The following is a 15,194-nucleotide window of genomic DNA, read 5'->3' as shown; positions in this document are numbered from 1 at the left end:
TCAATCTGTGAAGACTTGAGGGGGTCGCCGATATCGGGACCGCCCTCAAGCTTTGCAACATCAGGGCGAGCGATCAGCGTCGCTTGGCCATCTCGTTGATGAAGCGATCGAACAGTGGTGCTACGTCGTTCGGGCCAGGGCTGGCTTCAGGATGACCCTGGAAGCTGAAGGCGCTCTTGTCGGTACGCTCGATGCCCTGCAGGGTGCCGTCGAACAGAGATTTGTGAATCGCGCGGACGTTGGCTGGCAGGGTCGCTTCGTCTACTGCGAAACCGTGGTTCTGGCTGGTGATCATCACAACGCCAGAGTCCAGGTCCTGGACCGGGTGGTTGGCACCGTGGTGGCCGTGACCCATTTTCAGGGTCTTGGCGCCGGAGGCCAGGGCCAGCAGTTGGTGGCCAAGGCAGATACCGAACACCGGGATCTCGGTTTCCAGCACATCCTTGATCGCCTGGATCGCGTAGTCGCAAGGCTCCGGATCACCAGGACCGTTGGACAGGAACACGCCGTCCGGCTTCAGGGCCAGCGCATCGGCGGCAGGGGTTTGCGCAGGTACCACAGTCACACGGCAACCGCGCTCGACCAGCATGCGCAGGATGTTCACCTTGACGCCGTAGTCGTAGGCGACCACGTGGTACGGCAGCTCGGACGCATCGATGGTCGCGTGGCTGTCGGTTTTCAGATCCCAGACAGTCGAACGCCACTCGTACTTCTCTTTGGTGCTGACGACTTTTGCCAGGTCCATGCCTTTCAGGCCAGGGAAGCCCTGGGCAGCGGCGATGGCGGCTTCTTCGGAAATGTTGTCACCGGCCATGATGCAGCCGTTCTGTGCGCCTTTTTCACGCAGGATGCGCGTCAGGCGGCGGGTGTCGATACCGGCGATGGCCACAACGTTGTTGGCCTTCAGGTAGTCGGACAGGGACATCGTGTTACGCCAGTTGCTCGCCACCAGTGGCAGATCACGGATGACCAGGCCGGCAGACCAGACGCGATCGGACTCGGCGTCTTCCGGCGTGGTGCCGGTGTTGCCGATGTGCGGGTAAGTCAGGGTAACGATCTGTTGGGCGTAGGAAGGATCGGTAAGGATTTCCTGATAGCCGGTCATGGCGGTGTTGAACACCACCTCACCAACGGTTTGACCGTCGGCTCCAATGGCTTCGCCGCGAAAAATGCTGCCATCAGCAAGGGCGAGTATGGCTGGCTTAGTCAAGAAGACCTCCCGTAAATAAAGCCTGAAAGGGCGATCGCAGGTGTAAAAAAGCGGAGTGACGTATGGACACGTCACCCCGCTCATTCACTGAATTATTCTGCGCGCTTTTAGTGAACACACTAAAGCTGTAGCTTACAGAAAAAGGCATTTTTGGTCTACCGCCAATGAGCCTTAAAGGCTGGAGAATGCGACAGGACGTCGCTTGGCGGGGCAAACCGGGCTCAAACGCTGCGCGCGAGCCCGATTTCGGGTGCATCTTAACGCAGGTCGAGCACGTCTTGCATGTCATAAAGACCAGGCTCACGCCCGTCGAGCCACAAAGCAGCACGTACCGCGCCCTTGGCGAAGGTCATGCGACTGGATGCCTTGTGGGTGATCTCGACACGCTCACCGTCGGCGGCGAACAGCACGGTGTGATCACCGACGATGTCGCCAGCACGAACAGTGGCAAAACCGATGGTCTCGCGAGCGCGAGCACCGGTCTGGCCTTCACGCCCGTAAACCGCGACTTTTTTCAGGTCGCGACCCAGGGCATCGGCAATCACTTCACCCATGCGCACGGCCGTACCGGACGGCGCATCGACTTTATGCCGATGGTGGGCTTCGGTGATCTCGATATCGACATCGTCACCCAGCACGCGAGCGGCGGTGTCGAGCAGCTTCAGGCACAGGTTGACACCGACGCTGAAGTTGGCCGCAAAGACGATCGGGATATCCTTGCCCGCCTCTGCCAGCAACTGCTTCTCTTCAACGCTGAAGCCGGTGGTGCCGATGATCATCGCCTTGTTGTGCTTACGGCAGAAGGCGAGGTTCTTCAGGGTTACCGTCGGGTGGGTAAAGTCGATCAGCACGTCGAACTCATCGACCACACGATCCAGATCACCCGACAGCGGCACGCCGATGCGACCGATAGCCGCCAGCTCACCAGCGTCCGCGCCGACCAGCGTACTGTCAGGACGATCCACTGCCGCTGTCAGGCCGGCACCCGGTGCTTGCTGCACGGCTTCGATCAGGGTTTTGCCCATGCGCCCGGCGGCGCCCATCACAGCTATACGTCGCATGCCTGTCTCCTTACAAATCGCCGAAGAAGCGCTTCACGCCTTCGAACCAGCCTGTGGTTTTCGGGGAATGACTGTTGTCGTCCGCCAGGGAGTTGCGGAACTCTTCGAGCATTTCACGCTGACGACGGCTCAGATTGACCGGCGTCTCGACCGCCACACGGCACATCAAGTCACCCGCACCGCCGCCACGCACAGGCGCAACGCCCTTGCCACGCACGCGGAACTGCTTGCCGGTCTGAGTCCCTTCAGGGATTTTCAGCTTGACCCGACCATCGAGGGTCGGAATCTCCAGCTCGCCACCCAGCGCCGCATCGACGAAGCTGATTGGCACTTCACAGAACAGATGCTTGCCGTCACGCTGGAAGATCGAGTGCTCGCGCACGTTGATCACCACGTACAGATCGCCGGTCGGCCCGCCCTGGGCGCCCGCCTCACCCTCGCCCGACAGGCGAATGCGGTCACCGGTATCGACACCGGCCGGCACTTTGACCGACAGGGTCTTGTACTCTTCGATACGACCTTCGCCGTGGCAGGAATCACACGGATCGGAAATGATCTTGCCCTGGCCATGGCAACGCGGACAGGTTTGCTGCACCGAGAAGAAGCCTTGCTGCATGCGCACCTGGCCGATACCGCCACAGGTCGGGCAGGTAACCGGCGAAGAGCCTTTCTTGGCACCCGAGCCGTCGCACGGCTTGCAGTTGACCAATGTCGGAACGCGGATATTCACGGTCGTGCCGCGCACCGCTTCTTCCAGGTTCAGCTCCAGGGTGTAACGCAAGTCGCTGCCACGCTGGGCACCGCCACGGGAACCACCGCGACCGCCACCGAAGAAGTCACTGAAGACATCACCAAAGATGTCGGAGAAGTTCTGACCGCCGAAACCGGCACCGCCGCCACCCATGCTCGGGTCGACGCCGGCATGACCGTACTGGTCGTACGCCGCACGCTTGCTGGAATCGGACAGCACTTCGTAGGCCTCGTTGGCCTCCTTGAACATCTCTTCCGACGTTTTGTCATCGGGATTACGGTCCGGGTGGTGCTTCATCGCCAGGCGACGGTAGGCCTTTTTCAGGTCCGCCTCGCTTGAGCCTCGCTCAACACCCAATACTTCGTAATAGTCACGCTTTGCCATAGTCTCTGCACTCTTGAGGACGTTCGACGAACCTCTCCTGAGCCTCGTCAAACTCGTTGAGCCCCAATACAGGCCCGGACCCAACTCACGTCAATTCAACGATCCTGGTCTTTGTTTCGATGAGGCACTTTCGGCGCGAAAAGCAGGAGCATTCCCGGCCATGCCACCAACACGCGACCACTGTCGCATGCTGTAAAAATTCGCTTACTCCAGACACGCCAACGCGGGAGCAAGCTCCCGCGCGGCGACATCCTACCAGTCACCGCCGCAAGGCAGTCAACCGGCCGACCAACAACTTACTTGTGGTCTTTGACTTCTTCGAACTCAGCATCGACAACGTCGTCAGCCTTCTCAGCCGATTCGCCTTGCGGTGCAGCGCCTTCAGCAGGCTGGGCCTGTTCGGCGTACATCTTCTGCGCCACTGGAGCGGAGACCTTGGACAGCTCTTCAACCTTGGCTTCGATAGCGGCCTTGTCGTCGCCTTTGACAGCGGCTTCCAGGGCAACCACAGCAGCTTCGATCGCAGTCTTCTCTTCAGCGCTCACCTTGTCGCCAGCATCAGCGACCATTTTGCGCGTCGAGTGAACCAGTGCATCACCCTGGTTACGGGCAGCGGCCAGCTCTTCGAACTTGCGGTCTTCCTCGGCATTGGTTTCAGCATCGCGAATCATCTGCTGAATTTCTTCCTCGGACAGACCGGAGTTGGCCTTGATCACGATCGACTGAGTCTTGCCAGTCGCCTTGTCTTTAGCGCCCACGTGCAGGATGCCGTTGGCATCGATGTCGAAGGTCACTTCAATTTGCGGCACGCCGCGCGGTGCTGGTGGAATCTCGGCCAGGTCGAACTTGCCCAGGGACTTGTTCTGCGCCGCTTGCTTACGCTCACCTTGCAGCACGTGGATGGTCACGGCGCCCTGGTTGTCGTCGGCAGTCGAGAACACTTGCGATTTCTTGGTAGGAATCGTGGTGTTTTTCTCGATCAGCGCGGTCATCACGCCACCCATGGTTTCGATACCCAGGGTCAGCGGGCTGACGTCGAGCAGCAGAACGTCTTTCACGTCACCGGCCAATACGGCGCCCTGGATGGCAGCACCCATGGCAACGGCTTCGTCCGGGTTCACGTCTTTACGCGCTTCTTTACCGAAGAACTCGGTCACCAGCTTCTGAACCAGTGGCATACGGGTCTGACCGCCGACCAGGATCACGTCATTGATCGAGCCAACGTCGATACCGGAGTCTTTCAGAGCGATGCGGCAAGGTTCGATGGTGCGTTGAACCAGGTCTTCTACCAGCGCTTCGAGCTTGGCGCGGGAGATTTTCACGTTCAAGTGCTTGGGACCGGTGGCGTCTGCAGTGATGTACGGCAGATTCACGTCGGTCGACATGCTCGACGACAACTCGATCTTGGCTTTTTCAGCGGCTTCTTTCAGGCGCTGCATGGCCAGCGGATCACCTTTGAGGTTCATACCGCTTTCTTTCTTGAATTCGTCGACGAGGTAGTCGATCAGACGGATGTCAAAGTCTTCACCGCCCAGGAACGTGTCACCGTTGGTGGCCAACACTTCGAACTGGTGCTCACCGTCAACTTCAGCGATTTCGATCACGGAAACGTCGAAAGTACCGCCACCCAGGTCGTAAACGATCACGGTGTGATCGCCCTTGGCCTTGTCCATACCGTAAGCCAGTGCGGCTGCGGTTGGTTCGTTGATGATACGTTTTACGTCCAGGCCCGCGATGCGGCCGGCATCTTTGGTGGCTTGACGCTGGCTGTCGTTGAAGTAGGCCGGAACGGTGATTACCGCTTCGGTCACAGGCTCGCCGAGGTAGTCTTCGGCGGTCTTCTTCATTTTCTTCAGAATTTCAGCCGAGATTTGTGGCGGCGACATTTTCTGGCCGTTCACTTCAACCCAGGCGTCGTTGTTGTCAGCCTTGACGATCTTGTAAGGGACCATCTGGATGTCTTTCTGTACCACTTCTTCTTCGAAACGACGACCGATCAAACGCTTCACCGCATACAGGGTGTTGTGCGGATTGGTCACTGCCTGACGCTTGGCGGACTGGCCGACCAGAATCTCGCCATCGTTGGCGTAAGCGATGATCGACGGCGTGGTACGCGCGCCTTCGGCGTTTTCAATAACTTTTGCCTTGCCGTTTTCCAGCACGGAGACGCAGGAGTTGGTAGTCCCCAGGTCGATACCGATAATTTTGCCCATGTTCACTCTCCCGAAACTTTGGATTTGGTTGCCGCAGCAGTGGTGGCTAACTGCGGTAGCACTTAAACGCTTGACTTCTAAATGGGGGCCTTGCGGCTAATTTCAAGCCTGCTCATCAATAGAGGGCGAAACTGGCGCAGGAGCCTTGCTGACCACGACCATCGCCGGACGCAGCAGGCGGCCATTGAGCTGGTAGCCCTTCTGGAACACCTTGAGCACGCTGTTGGGCTCGACGTCGGCGCTTTCCTGCATGGCCATTGCCTGGTGAAGTACGGCATTGAACGGCTCGCCATGCGGGTCGATCGCTTCCAGCTGATAACGCTTCAGGGTGTCCTGGAACATTTTCAGGGTCAGCTCGATGCCTTCGCGCATCGGACGGATGCTTTCGTCGTCCGGATTGGAAAGCTCCAGGCCGCGCTCCAGGCTGTCGATGATTGGCAGCAGGTCGCTGGCGAATTTTTCCAGCGCGAATTTGTGAGCCTTTTCTACATCCTGCTCGGCGCGACGGCGGACGTTCTGCAGATCGGCGGCTACACGCAAAGCCTGATCCTGCGCGCCTGCCAGTTGCTCTTCGAGCACTTGTACACGAGCCGCCAGGTCATCACCCGAAGCCTGGGCAGCCTGGTCAGCGTCTAGATTTTGCGTATCCACTGTCTGTTCGTCAGCCATAGAATTCTCCTTTCAATATCGTCCGCGAGCCTGACTCGCGCTTCTGCCCAGCTATATGGGGCCGCAAAATCCAGCTTCAAGGGGGTGACCCAACATTAACCCTACAAAAAACAGCTGCATTGTCATTCCCCTCTCAACCAACCCCTCGGAACTATGGATTTCGTCGGATCAAGCAAATCGAGCTAACGAGGGGCATTGTCAGCCGCAAATAAAACACTGTATAAATAACCAGACATAAAGCCTGGGAGCGGCCTCTATGCTGGTGCACCTGTCCGTACATAACTACGCCATCGTTGAACATCTCGATCTTGAACTCGATCGAGGAATGAGCGTGATCACAGGGGAAACCGGCGCCGGCAAGTCGATCATGCTCGACGCCCTGGGCCTGACCCTCGGCGATCGAGCCGACAGCGGCGTGGTCCGCCCCGGCGCAGACAAGGCCGACATCCTGGCAACCTTTGACCTGGCCGACATTCCGGAAGCCAGTGCCTGGCTGGCCGAACGCGACCTCGAGAACGACGGCCCGTGCATCCTGCGCCGGGTCATCACCGCCGAAGGGCGCTCGCGCGGCTACATCAACGGCACGCCCTGCCCGCTGGGCGACCTCAAGGCGCTGGGTGAACTGTTGATCGACATCCACAGCCAGCACGAACACCAGTCCCTGCTCAAGACCGACACCCATCGCCGCCTGCTCGACGAATACGCCGGCGCCACGGACCTTGCCCGCCAGGTACAGCTTGCTGCCCAGCGCTGGCGCCAGACCCGCCAGGAACTGGAGCGCCTTTCCAACTCCGGCGACGAGCAACGCGCTCGCCATCAACTGCTCAGCTATCAACTCGAAGAGCTGGAAAACCTCGGCCTCGGCGACAACGAGCTGGAACAGCTGGAACAGGAACACAAGAACCTCACCAACGCCGAAACCCTGCTGGGCATCTGCCGACAAGTCGTCGAACAATGCAGCGAAAGCGATTCCGGCAACGTGCTCAACGCCCTGACCACCAGCCTCAATCGCCTGTCGAGCGTGAACAGCTCCATCGGCGCACTGGGCGAAGCCAGCAACCTGCTGACCAGCGCACAGATCCAGGTTGAAGAAGCCGTGGGCGAACTGAACCGCTTCCTCGACAACTTCGACGCTGACCCGGCGCGCCTCCAATACCTGGAAGAACGCCTTGATGCGATCTATACCCTGGCGCGCAAACACCGTATCCAGCCCACCGAAGTGGCCGAGATGCAACAGAAGCTGCTGGACGAAATCGAAACACTCAATGCCAACGACGAGTCCATCGAGCGCCTGGGCGACGAGCTGTCAGCCTATGCCCGCCATTATCGGGAGAAGGCCCGGGAACTGAGCGACTTGCGCCATCAGGCGGCAAGCAGTCTGGCCAGCGCCGTGGAACAGGAAATCCAGCGTTTGGGCATGCCGGGCGGTCGCTTCACCATCGAGCTGCGCCCCAACAGTGGCGACGAACTACTGCCCAACGGGCTCGAACAAGTAGAACTGCTAGTCAGTGCCAACCCCGGGCAGCCGTTAAAGGCACTGGCGAAAGTTGCATCGGGCGGCGAACTGTCGCGTATCAGCCTGGCGATCCAGGTGATCACCGCGCAAACTTCCCGCATCCCGACCCTGGTGTTCGACGAAGTGGACGTAGGGATCGGCGGACCGACCGCGGAAATCGTCGGTCAATTGCTGCGCAGGCTCGGTGAACGCGGGCAGGTCCTGACGGTAACGCACCTGCCACAGGTGGCCGCACAAGGGCATCAGCACCTGTTCGTGCACAAGGTACGCGGCGAAGATGCCACTCGCACTGCCGTCTCCAAATTGAGCAAGAACGATCGTGTAGAAGAAGTGGCGCGGATGCTGGGCGGGATAGATCTCACCAAGGAATCCCTGGCCCACGCGAAAAAAATGGTCGTTACCGCAAAAATCTAGCAACGATAGAAAGCACGAAGGCGACCCTAGGGTCGCCTTCGTTCGTTTCGCGAACCTGGGTTCGCGCGACATGCTTACTTTTTCTTGCGCACGTACAACACAAGATTGTGATCAACCATCTCGAAACCATACTTGTCGACGATGGCTTTCTGCAGGCGCTCGATTTCTTCGTCGAAGAATTCGATCACTTCGCTGGTTTCGACGTTGACCATATGGTCGTGATGCTTGCCGTCGTCCAGCTCGAAGACCGCATGGCCTCCGTCGAAGTTGTGCCGCACCACAAGTCCAGCTGCCTCGAACTGGGTCAGTACACGGTAAACCGTGGCCAGACCGACATCCTCGCCAGCCTCCATCAATGCCTTATAGACATCCTCGGCACTCATGTGGCGCTGCTCGGCGGAGTCGAGCATTTGCAGAATCTTGACCCGTGGCAGGGTCACTTTGAGGCCGGCTTTGCGTAGTTCGCTATTTTCAACCATGGTCAGCTTTCTCGCGATGCTGCTTCGCAGCTTCTCTTAATGCGGGTATGATCGGCGTTTACGTTGTCCCAGCCAAGATAGTGGAAGTCGCCCACCGATGCAAAACACCAAGCTCTTGCTAACCAGTTTCACCTTTGTGGGACTGCTCGCACTCGCCGGTTGTTCATTCCCCGGGGTTTACAAAATCGACATCCAGCAGGGCAATGTCGTCACGCAGGACATGATAGACCAGTTACGCCCGGGAATGACCCGAAAGCAAGTACGGTTTATCATGGGCAACCCTCTGTTGACTGACACGTTCCATGCCGATCGCTGGGATTATCTGTACAGCCTGCAACCGGGTGGCGGCGAACGCCAACAGGAACGCATTAGCGTTATCTTCAACCCAAATGACCAGCTTGTCAGCCTCTCTGGCGATTTCATGCCTGGCGTGAGCCGCGACGAAGCCATTCTGGGCAAAGACACTGGCACCACCGTCACTGCGCCGGCAGAAAACGTCGAGCAGCCGAAACCGGAAAAGCCGGTCAAGCCTGGCTCGTTGCTCGATCAGATCCAGAAGGAAGTGGACGGTGTCGAAACCGTGCCAGTCCCGACTCCAGAGCCTCTGGAAACCTCGCCGCAATAATTTGTGGCGAGGGGATTTATCCCCGTTGGGCCGCGAAGCGGCCCTCAGCGCCCCCTCAAGCAGATCGAGTGGTTCGGATTTACGACTGCTTCGCAGCCGAACGGGGCGGTGCGACGCTTCGCTAAATCCCCTCGCCACAGATTTCTTGCTTGCCTGAAAATTGTCTTAATGCCTGGCAGTTACCCGGCTCACTGATTTCGCGCTTTGGCCTCGGCAGCCTTTGCCGCACGCAGTCGACGCACTTCCTTCGGATCCGCCAGCAATGGCCGGTAAATCTCGATGCGATCCCCTGATTGAACTGGACGACTTTCGGGATCGACGATCACCTTGCCGAAAATCCCCACCGGACACTGCGACAGGTCCAGTTCCGGGAAAGCCTGACCCACACCGGACTTCTGCAACGCGGCGCGAACGGCGGTTCCCGCCGGCACCCTCACCGGCAGGAGCACCTGACGATCAACGGCGGCATAGACCACCTCGACCTCAATCAACGCCTCAACCATGTATTTGCTTGACGCGCTGGCAGAACGCGTCCATCAGCGTATTGGCCGCCTGATTGAACAACGGCCCCAGGGTCGCGCGAATGATCGGGCCGGCGTAATCGAACGACAGGTCCAGGCTGATCTTGCAGGCCTTCTCGCCCAACGGTTTGAACACCCACACGCCATGCAGCTGAGTGAACGGCCCCTCTTCGAGGTTCATCTCGATCGACTGGCCGGGCACCAGGGTGTTGCGCGTCACGAAATGCTGGCTGAGGCCAGCCTTGGCGACGCCAACGCTCGCGCGCATATGATCGGCAGAGCTTTCCAGGACTTCGGCCGATGAGCACCAAGGCAGGAATTCCGGATAACGCGCCACGTCGTTGACCAGGTCATACAGCGCTTGCGCGGGGTACGGCAGCAAGGCCGAACGTGAAATGTGTGTCGTCATGTCAGCGTCACTTCCAGAGCTGGGCGGCAAACACTACGAGAATGCCGATTGGCGCCACATAGCGCATCAAGAACAAGGACAGGGTGAACAACGCCGGGCTACGGATCGACAACTCGTCGCGCACCGCATCCCGACCCATCACCCAGCCTGCAAACACCACGAAACACAAACCACCGAGTGGCAACATGATTCGCGAGGTGAAGAAATCGATTACACCAAAGAAATCCAGACCGCCTGCGGCTCCCCACTGATAAAGGTGGAATAAACCGCCTTCGCTCACGAAAAACTTGGCCTCCTTCCAGATATTGAAGGAAAACACCGTACCGAGACCGACAAACCAGCATATGAATGCCAGCCAGAAAGTTACCCAGGCGCGGCTGACTTTTGTCCGCTCAACCAGGTACGCCACCATCGGTTCGAGCAGCGAAATGGCCGAACTCCAGGCTGCAATCGCGACCAACACGAAGAACACTACGCCCATCAACTGACCAAACGCTACGTTGCCAAAGGCAAATGGCAGGCTGACAAACATCAGGCCAGGGCCTTCGCTCGGGTTCAGCCCCCCGGCGAACACAATCGGAAACAATGCCAGACCAGCCACCAGGGACACAAAGGTATCCAGCAGCGCCACGCCGACGATGGTCCCGGAAATCGACGAATGCTTGGGCATGTAGGCGCCGTAGATCATGATCGAACCGACCCCGACGCTCAGGGAAAAGAACGCATGCCCCATGGCCGGCAACAAGCCGTCGAGGACTTTTTCCGGGTGGAAGTCGAACATGAAATGCACGCCCTCCAAGAAATGCCCGGTAGTCATGCTATAGCCCAGCAGCACAAGGATCATCACGAACAGCAACGGCATCATGATTCGCAGGCTGCGCTCAAGCCCCGCGACCACGCCCTTGGCGATCACCACGGCAGACAGCAGCATGAAAATCGTGTGCCAAAGTGTCAGGCGCCATGGATCGGCAATCACATTGCCAAAGTACGCACCCACCTGATCGGGCGTCGCCCCCTGGAAGTCGCCACGCCCCATGTCGATGATGTAGTCCAGCGACCAGCCGCCGACCACACTATAGAAAGACAGGATCAGCAGCGCCGTGATCATCCCGGCAAAGGCCCCCCAGGACCATTTGCCCGAATGCCCTGCTTCCAGCGCCAGCACCTTCAAGGCGTTGGCCGGACTCTGCCGCGCACGCCGGCCGATCAGGGTTTCCGCGAGCATGACCGGCACACCGATCAACGCGATACAGGCCAGGAACATCAGCACGAAGGCGCCGCCGCCGTAGACGCCAACCATGTAGGGGAATTTCCAGATACTACCCAGGCCCACGGCCGAACCGGTCGCGGCGAGTATGAAGACCCAGCGGCTAGCCCAACTGCCGTGGACAGAAACCTTGTCTGTCGACATCGTTATTACGACCAAGTGTTCAAAAAAGAGGCCGCATTGTCCGGGATTCAATCAACCTGCTCAAGCATGCAGCAACACCGTAGCCGACTTGCGTGCAACTCCCTATAATGCCGCCCCTATGGCTAAACAGAAGAAACACCCAACAGGGACCATCGCGCAAAATAAAAAGGCGCGACACGATTACTTCATCGAACATCGGTTCGAGGCTGGTCTGGTCCTGGCCGGCTGGGAAGTAAAAAGTCTGCGGGCGAGCAAGTTGCAACTGGTTGACAGTTACGTACTGCTCAAGGATGGCGAAGCCTGGCTGCTCGGCAGTCACATCACGCCCCTGATGACCGCCAGTACCCACGTCATCGCCGATCCGGTGCGCACGCGAAAATTGCTGCTCAACCGGCGGGAGCTGGAAAAGCTCGCCGCTGCCGTGCAGCAAAAAGGCTACGCCTGCGTGTGCCTGTCCTGGTACTGGAGCAAGCACATGGTCAAGTGCGAAATTGCTCTGGGCAAGGGCAAGAAGGAATACGACAAGCGTGATACCGAGCGCGAACGCGACGCCGGGCGCGAATTGCAGCGCGCGGTGCGCAACAAGGGCAAGGAAGATTAATTTCCTTTTCGCCTGAGATGATCGTTCCCACGCTCTGCGTGGGAACGATCATTTACTGACTATATCCCCTTGCGCCGCTCCGCCCGTGCCACGCGCTGCACTTCCTGACGCACCTCCTCCAGCACCTCCTGCACATACAGAATGTGTCGACTGGAGACTTCCCGCGCCTGTTCCGCCCGGCCTTCGATAATCGCCTGATACAACTCCCGGTGCTGCGTAATCAGCATGTCGCGGGTTTCGGTGCGCTGCTTGTACATGCCGCCGATGTTCGTGACCACGTTGCGCTTGAGCAGATCGAACAACCCACGAATGGTGTGCAGCAGCACCGCGTTATGACTGGCTTCGGCGATCGCCAGGTGAAAATTTGCATCCGCCGCGCCCTCTTCCGCCCGACTGACTTCATCGTGACGCGAATAGCAGTCCAGCAATTGATTGAACGCCGCGGTCAATCGCTCACGGTCAACGTCGGTGGCGCGTAACGCCGCGTAATAGGCGCAGGACGCTTCCAGCGTGTGGCGAAACTCCAGCAGATCGCGCTGGGCTTCGGGGTTGCTTTCCAGCAGATGCAACAGTGGGTCACTGAACGTCGTGCCCAGGGACTCCACCACGTAATTGCCGCCACCCTGACGACTGACCAGCAGGCCCTTGGCGGTCAACTTCTGAATAGCTTCGCGCAACGAAGGACGAGAAACGCCAAATTGCTCGGCCAACGCGCGTTCCGCCGGCAAGCGCTCACCGGCCTTCAGCGTGCCCTCAAGGATCATGCCCTCGAGCTGCTCGACAATATCGTCAGACAAACGGCGCTGCCGAATCTGATCAAACCCCATAACTCAATTTCTCCACCATCCCGACGGCGCGCCGGGGCTCTATTCTGGCCTATCCATGCGACGCAGGCACCTGCCACGCGACCATTACCCAAACTGGCCAGGTCCTCTGCAAAACCCTGCCTACGACAAAAGTTTTAGGGCGGCAAATTGACACACCGCCTACAACGCTTTTACCCTAGCCAACAGCGATTGTAAATTGGTATTACCAATTAACCAAGAACGCTGAACAGTGCATGACCAACAACAATTAGGGGCCACCCCATATGCAAACCTGGCAACAGCTCTACAGCCCGCTCGGCAGCCTCGGCCTGTCCGCACTCGCAGCCGTTATTCCCATCGTGTTTTTCTTCCTGGCCCTGGCCGTGTTCCGTCTCAAGGGACACGTGGCCGGCAGCATCACCCTGGCCTTGTCGATCCTGGTGGCAATCATTGCCTTCAAGATGCCGGTCGACATGGCGTTCGCCGCCGCTGGGTATGGCTTTGCCTATGGCCTGTGGCCGATCGCCTGGATAATCGTGGCGGCGGTATTCCTCTACAAACTCACGGTCAAGAGTGGCCAGTTCGAAGTGATCCGCAGCTCGGTGCTGTCAATCACCGACGACCAGCGCCTGCAAGTGCTGCTGATCGGTTTCTGCTTCGGCGCGTTCCTCGAAGGTGCGGCCGGTTTCGGCGCACCGGTGGCGATCACCGCCGCGCTGCTCGTAGGCCTGGGCTTCAACCCGCTGTACGCCGCGGGCCTGTGCCTGATCGCAAATACCGCGCCGGTAGCCTTCGGCGCCCTGGGTATTCCGATCATCGTCGCCGGGCAAGTGACCGGCATCGACGCCTTCAAGATCGGCGCCATGACCGGTCGCCAGTTGCCGCTGCTGTCGCTGTTCGTGCCATTCTGGCTGGTGTTCATGATGGATGGCCTGCGCGGCGTGCGGGAAACCTGGCCGGCAGCGCTGGTCGCGGGCCTGAGCTTCGCCGTGACCCAATACTTCACCTCCAACTTCATCGGCCCGGAACTGCCAGACATCACGTCGGCCCTGGCCAGTCTGATTTCCCTGACCATGTTCCTGAAGGTCTGGCAGCCAAAACGCGCCGCCGGCCAGCACATCGTCGGCGCCGTGTCGGCTTCCGTGGTCAGCGCCAGCGTCGGTGGTTTCGGCCAGAAGCGCACCACCTTCGCTTCGCCTTACAGCCTGGGTGAAATTTTCAAAGCCTGGTCGCCGTTCCTGATCCTGACAGTGCTGGTGACCATCTGGACGCTCAAACCGTTCAAGGCGATGTTTGCCGCTGGCGGCTCGATGTACAGCTTCGTGTTCAACTTCGCCATCCCGCACCTGGACCAGATGGTGATCAAGGTGGCACCGATCGTGGCCGCGCCGACTGCCCTCCCGGCCGTGTTCAAGCTTGACCCGATTTCCGCCACAGGCACCGCGATTTTCTTCTCGGCGCTGATCTCGATGCTGGTTCTGAAGATCAACCTCAAAACTGGCCTTACCACTTTGAAAGAGACCTTCTATGAACTGCGCTGGCCGATTCTGTCCATCGGCATGGTGTTGGCCTTCGCGTTCGTCACCAACTACTCGGGCATGTCGTCGACCATGGCCCTGGTCCTGGCCGGCACGGGTGCAGCCTTCCCGTTCTTCTCGCCGTTCCTCGGTTGGCTGGGCGTGTTCCTGACCGGCTCCGATACCTCGTCTAACGCGCTGTTCAGTTCGTTGCAGGCGACCACCGCCCACCAGATCGGCGTCAACGACACCTTGCTGGTGGCGGCGAACACCAGCGGCGGCGTGACCGGCAAGATGATCTCGCCACAATCGATCGCCGTGGCCTGCGCGGCGACTGGCCTGGTGGGCAAGGAATCGGATCTGTTCCGCTTCACCCTCAAGCACAGCCTGTTCTTCGCAACGATTGTCGGCCTGATCACTCTGGCCCAGGCTTACTGGTTCACAGGGATGCTTGTGCACTAAGCGCTACAAGCAGCTACATGAGTAAGTCCGAAAAAACCGACGCTGGGCCACGCCCCCGGCGTCAGCTATTCACTACCCGGTCTGTAAGGCTGCTGAAAGAATCTCTCTTTATATTCAGCGGCCTCAGCGGACGGATAACCCGCCG

Annotated in this window: 14 protein-coding genes; 4 read left to right on the top strand and 10 right to left on the bottom strand. The window is 59.1% G+C overall.

Annotated elements, in window-relative coordinates; all coding sequences use genetic code 11:
- Positions 1-73: 73 nt before the first annotated feature.
- The 5 genes from carA to grpE form a co-directional block, all read right to left on the bottom strand.
- Positions 74-1,210 carry a glutamine-hydrolyzing carbamoyl-phosphate synthase small subunit gene (gene carA, locus ACA058_RS03510; protein ID WP_497637870.1) on the bottom strand — a complete coding sequence of 379 codons (1,137 nt, stop codon included), beginning with the start codon at positions 1,208-1,210 and terminating at the stop codon, positions 74-76.
- A 257-nt stretch (positions 1,211-1,467) separates the two neighbouring features.
- A complete protein-coding gene (dapB, locus tag ACA058_RS03505) occupies positions 1,468-2,271 on the bottom strand; it encodes a 4-hydroxy-tetrahydrodipicolinate reductase (RefSeq protein WP_497637869.1) in 804 nt (267 codons plus the stop codon).
- A gap of 10 nt (positions 2,272-2,281) precedes the next feature.
- Complete coding sequence (dnaJ, locus tag ACA058_RS03500; RefSeq protein WP_497637867.1) at positions 2,282-3,406, bottom strand: molecular chaperone DnaJ; 1,125 nt, start codon at positions 3,404-3,406, stop codon at positions 2,282-2,284.
- A gap of 296 nt (positions 3,407-3,702) precedes the next feature.
- The gene (dnaK, locus tag ACA058_RS03495; RefSeq protein WP_497637866.1) at positions 3,703-5,619 is read right to left on the bottom strand and encodes a molecular chaperone DnaK; all 1,917 of its coding nucleotides are present in this window, start codon (positions 5,617-5,619) and stop codon (positions 3,703-3,705) included.
- 102 nt (positions 5,620-5,721) lie between these two features.
- Complete coding sequence (gene grpE / locus ACA058_RS03490; protein WP_497637865.1) at positions 5,722-6,288, bottom strand: nucleotide exchange factor GrpE; 567 nt, start codon at positions 6,286-6,288, stop codon at positions 5,722-5,724.
- A gap of 256 nt (positions 6,289-6,544) precedes the next feature.
- Here grpE and recN point away from each other — a divergent pair, with 256 nt between their 5' ends.
- Positions 6,545-8,218, top strand: coding sequence for a DNA repair protein RecN (gene recN, locus ACA058_RS03485; protein WP_497637864.1), 1,674 nt, complete (start codon positions 6,545-6,547; stop codon positions 8,216-8,218).
- 74 nt (positions 8,219-8,292) lie between these two features.
- Here the strand turns inward: recN and fur are convergent, their stop codons facing one another.
- Entirely contained in the window at positions 8,293-8,697 is a 405-nt protein-coding gene (gene fur, locus ACA058_RS03480; RefSeq protein ID WP_003197684.1) for a ferric iron uptake transcriptional regulator, read from the bottom strand.
- A gap of 97 nt (positions 8,698-8,794) precedes the next feature.
- Between fur and ACA058_RS03475 the strand changes: the two genes are divergently transcribed.
- Complete coding sequence (locus ACA058_RS03475; RefSeq protein WP_497637863.1) at positions 8,795-9,322, top strand: outer membrane protein assembly factor BamE; 528 nt, start codon at positions 8,795-8,797, stop codon at positions 9,320-9,322.
- A 188-nt stretch (positions 9,323-9,510) separates the two neighbouring features.
- Here ACA058_RS03475 and ACA058_RS03470 read toward each other — a convergent pair whose 3' ends face one another.
- The 3 genes from ACA058_RS03470 to ACA058_RS03460 are packed head-to-tail and all read right to left on the bottom strand — an operon-like array spanning position 9,511 to position 11,663.
- Positions 9,511-9,825: an RnfH family protein gene (locus ACA058_RS03470; RefSeq protein WP_497637862.1), complete on the bottom strand. Its 315-nt coding sequence runs from the start codon at positions 9,823-9,825 to the stop codon at positions 9,511-9,513.
- Positions 9,818-10,252, bottom strand: coding sequence for a type II toxin-antitoxin system RatA family toxin (locus tag ACA058_RS03465; RefSeq protein ID WP_497637860.1), 435 nt, complete (start codon positions 10,250-10,252; stop codon positions 9,818-9,820). The genes ACA058_RS03470 and ACA058_RS03465 overlap by 8 nt, the downstream gene beginning before the upstream one ends.
- Positions 10,253-10,259: 7 nt before the next feature.
- The gene (locus ACA058_RS03460) at positions 10,260-11,663 is read right to left on the bottom strand and encodes a sodium-dependent transporter (protein WP_497637859.1); all 1,404 of its coding nucleotides are present in this window, start codon (positions 11,661-11,663) and stop codon (positions 10,260-10,262) included.
- A 118-nt stretch (positions 11,664-11,781) separates the two neighbouring features.
- Here ACA058_RS03460 and smpB point away from each other — a divergent pair, with 118 nt between their 5' ends.
- The gene (gene smpB, locus ACA058_RS03455; RefSeq protein WP_095169483.1) at positions 11,782-12,264 is read left to right on the top strand and encodes an SsrA-binding protein SmpB; all 483 of its coding nucleotides are present in this window, start codon (positions 11,782-11,784) and stop codon (positions 12,262-12,264) included.
- A 59-nt stretch (positions 12,265-12,323) separates the two neighbouring features.
- Here the strand turns inward: smpB and ACA058_RS03450 are convergent, their stop codons facing one another.
- Entirely contained in the window at positions 12,324-13,091 is a 768-nt protein-coding gene (locus ACA058_RS03450) for a GntR family transcriptional regulator (protein ID WP_497637858.1), read from the bottom strand.
- A gap of 263 nt (positions 13,092-13,354) precedes the next feature.
- Here ACA058_RS03450 and ACA058_RS03445 point away from each other — a divergent pair, with 263 nt between their 5' ends.
- Complete coding sequence (locus ACA058_RS03445; protein WP_497637857.1) at positions 13,355-15,049, top strand: lactate permease LctP family transporter; 1,695 nt, start codon at positions 13,355-13,357, stop codon at positions 15,047-15,049.
- Positions 15,050-15,194 lie beyond the last annotated feature (145 nt).

The sequence above is a fragment of the Pseudomonas sp. LBUM1649 genome (assembly GCF_059716155.1).
Note: the sequence above shows the minus strand (reverse complement) of the source record. Positions and strands in the feature narration are given on the sequence as shown.

Excerpts from the sequence above, each read along its gene's own strand:
- dapB (WP_497637869.1), bottom strand. The coding sequence starts at position 2,271 with ATGCGACGTATAGCTGTGATGGGCGCCGCCGGGCGCATGGGCAAAACC.
- dnaJ (WP_497637867.1), bottom strand. The coding sequence starts at position 3,406 with ATGGCAAAGCGTGACTATTACGAAGTATTGGGTGTTGAGCGAGGCTCA.
- dnaK (WP_497637866.1), bottom strand. The coding sequence starts at position 5,619 with ATGGGCAAAATTATCGGTATCGACCTGGGGACTACCAACTCCTGCGTC.
- grpE (WP_497637865.1), bottom strand. The coding sequence starts at position 6,288 with ATGGCTGACGAACAGACAGTGGATACGCAAAATCTAGACGCTGACCAG.
- recN (WP_497637864.1), top strand. The coding sequence starts at position 6,545 with ATGCTGGTGCACCTGTCCGTACATAACTACGCCATCGTTGAACATCTC.
- fur (WP_003197684.1), bottom strand. The coding sequence starts at position 8,697 with ATGGTTGAAAATAGCGAACTACGCAAAGCCGGCCTCAAAGTGACCCTG.
- ACA058_RS03475 (WP_497637863.1), top strand. The coding sequence starts at position 8,795 with ATGCAAAACACCAAGCTCTTGCTAACCAGTTTCACCTTTGTGGGACTG.
- ACA058_RS03470 (WP_497637862.1), bottom strand. The coding sequence starts at position 9,825 with ATGGTTGAGGCGTTGATTGAGGTCGAGGTGGTCTATGCCGCCGTTGAT.
- ACA058_RS03465 (WP_497637860.1), bottom strand. The coding sequence starts at position 10,252 with ATGACGACACACATTTCACGTTCGGCCTTGCTGCCGTACCCCGCGCAA.
- ACA058_RS03460 (WP_497637859.1), bottom strand. The coding sequence starts at position 11,663 with ATGTCGACAGACAAGGTTTCTGTCCACGGCAGTTGGGCTAGCCGCTGG.
- smpB (WP_095169483.1), top strand. The coding sequence starts at position 11,782 with ATGGCTAAACAGAAGAAACACCCAACAGGGACCATCGCGCAAAATAAA.
- ACA058_RS03450 (WP_497637858.1), bottom strand. The coding sequence starts at position 13,091 with ATGGGGTTTGATCAGATTCGGCAGCGCCGTTTGTCTGACGATATTGTC.
- ACA058_RS03445 (WP_497637857.1), top strand. The coding sequence starts at position 13,355 with ATGCAAACCTGGCAACAGCTCTACAGCCCGCTCGGCAGCCTCGGCCTG.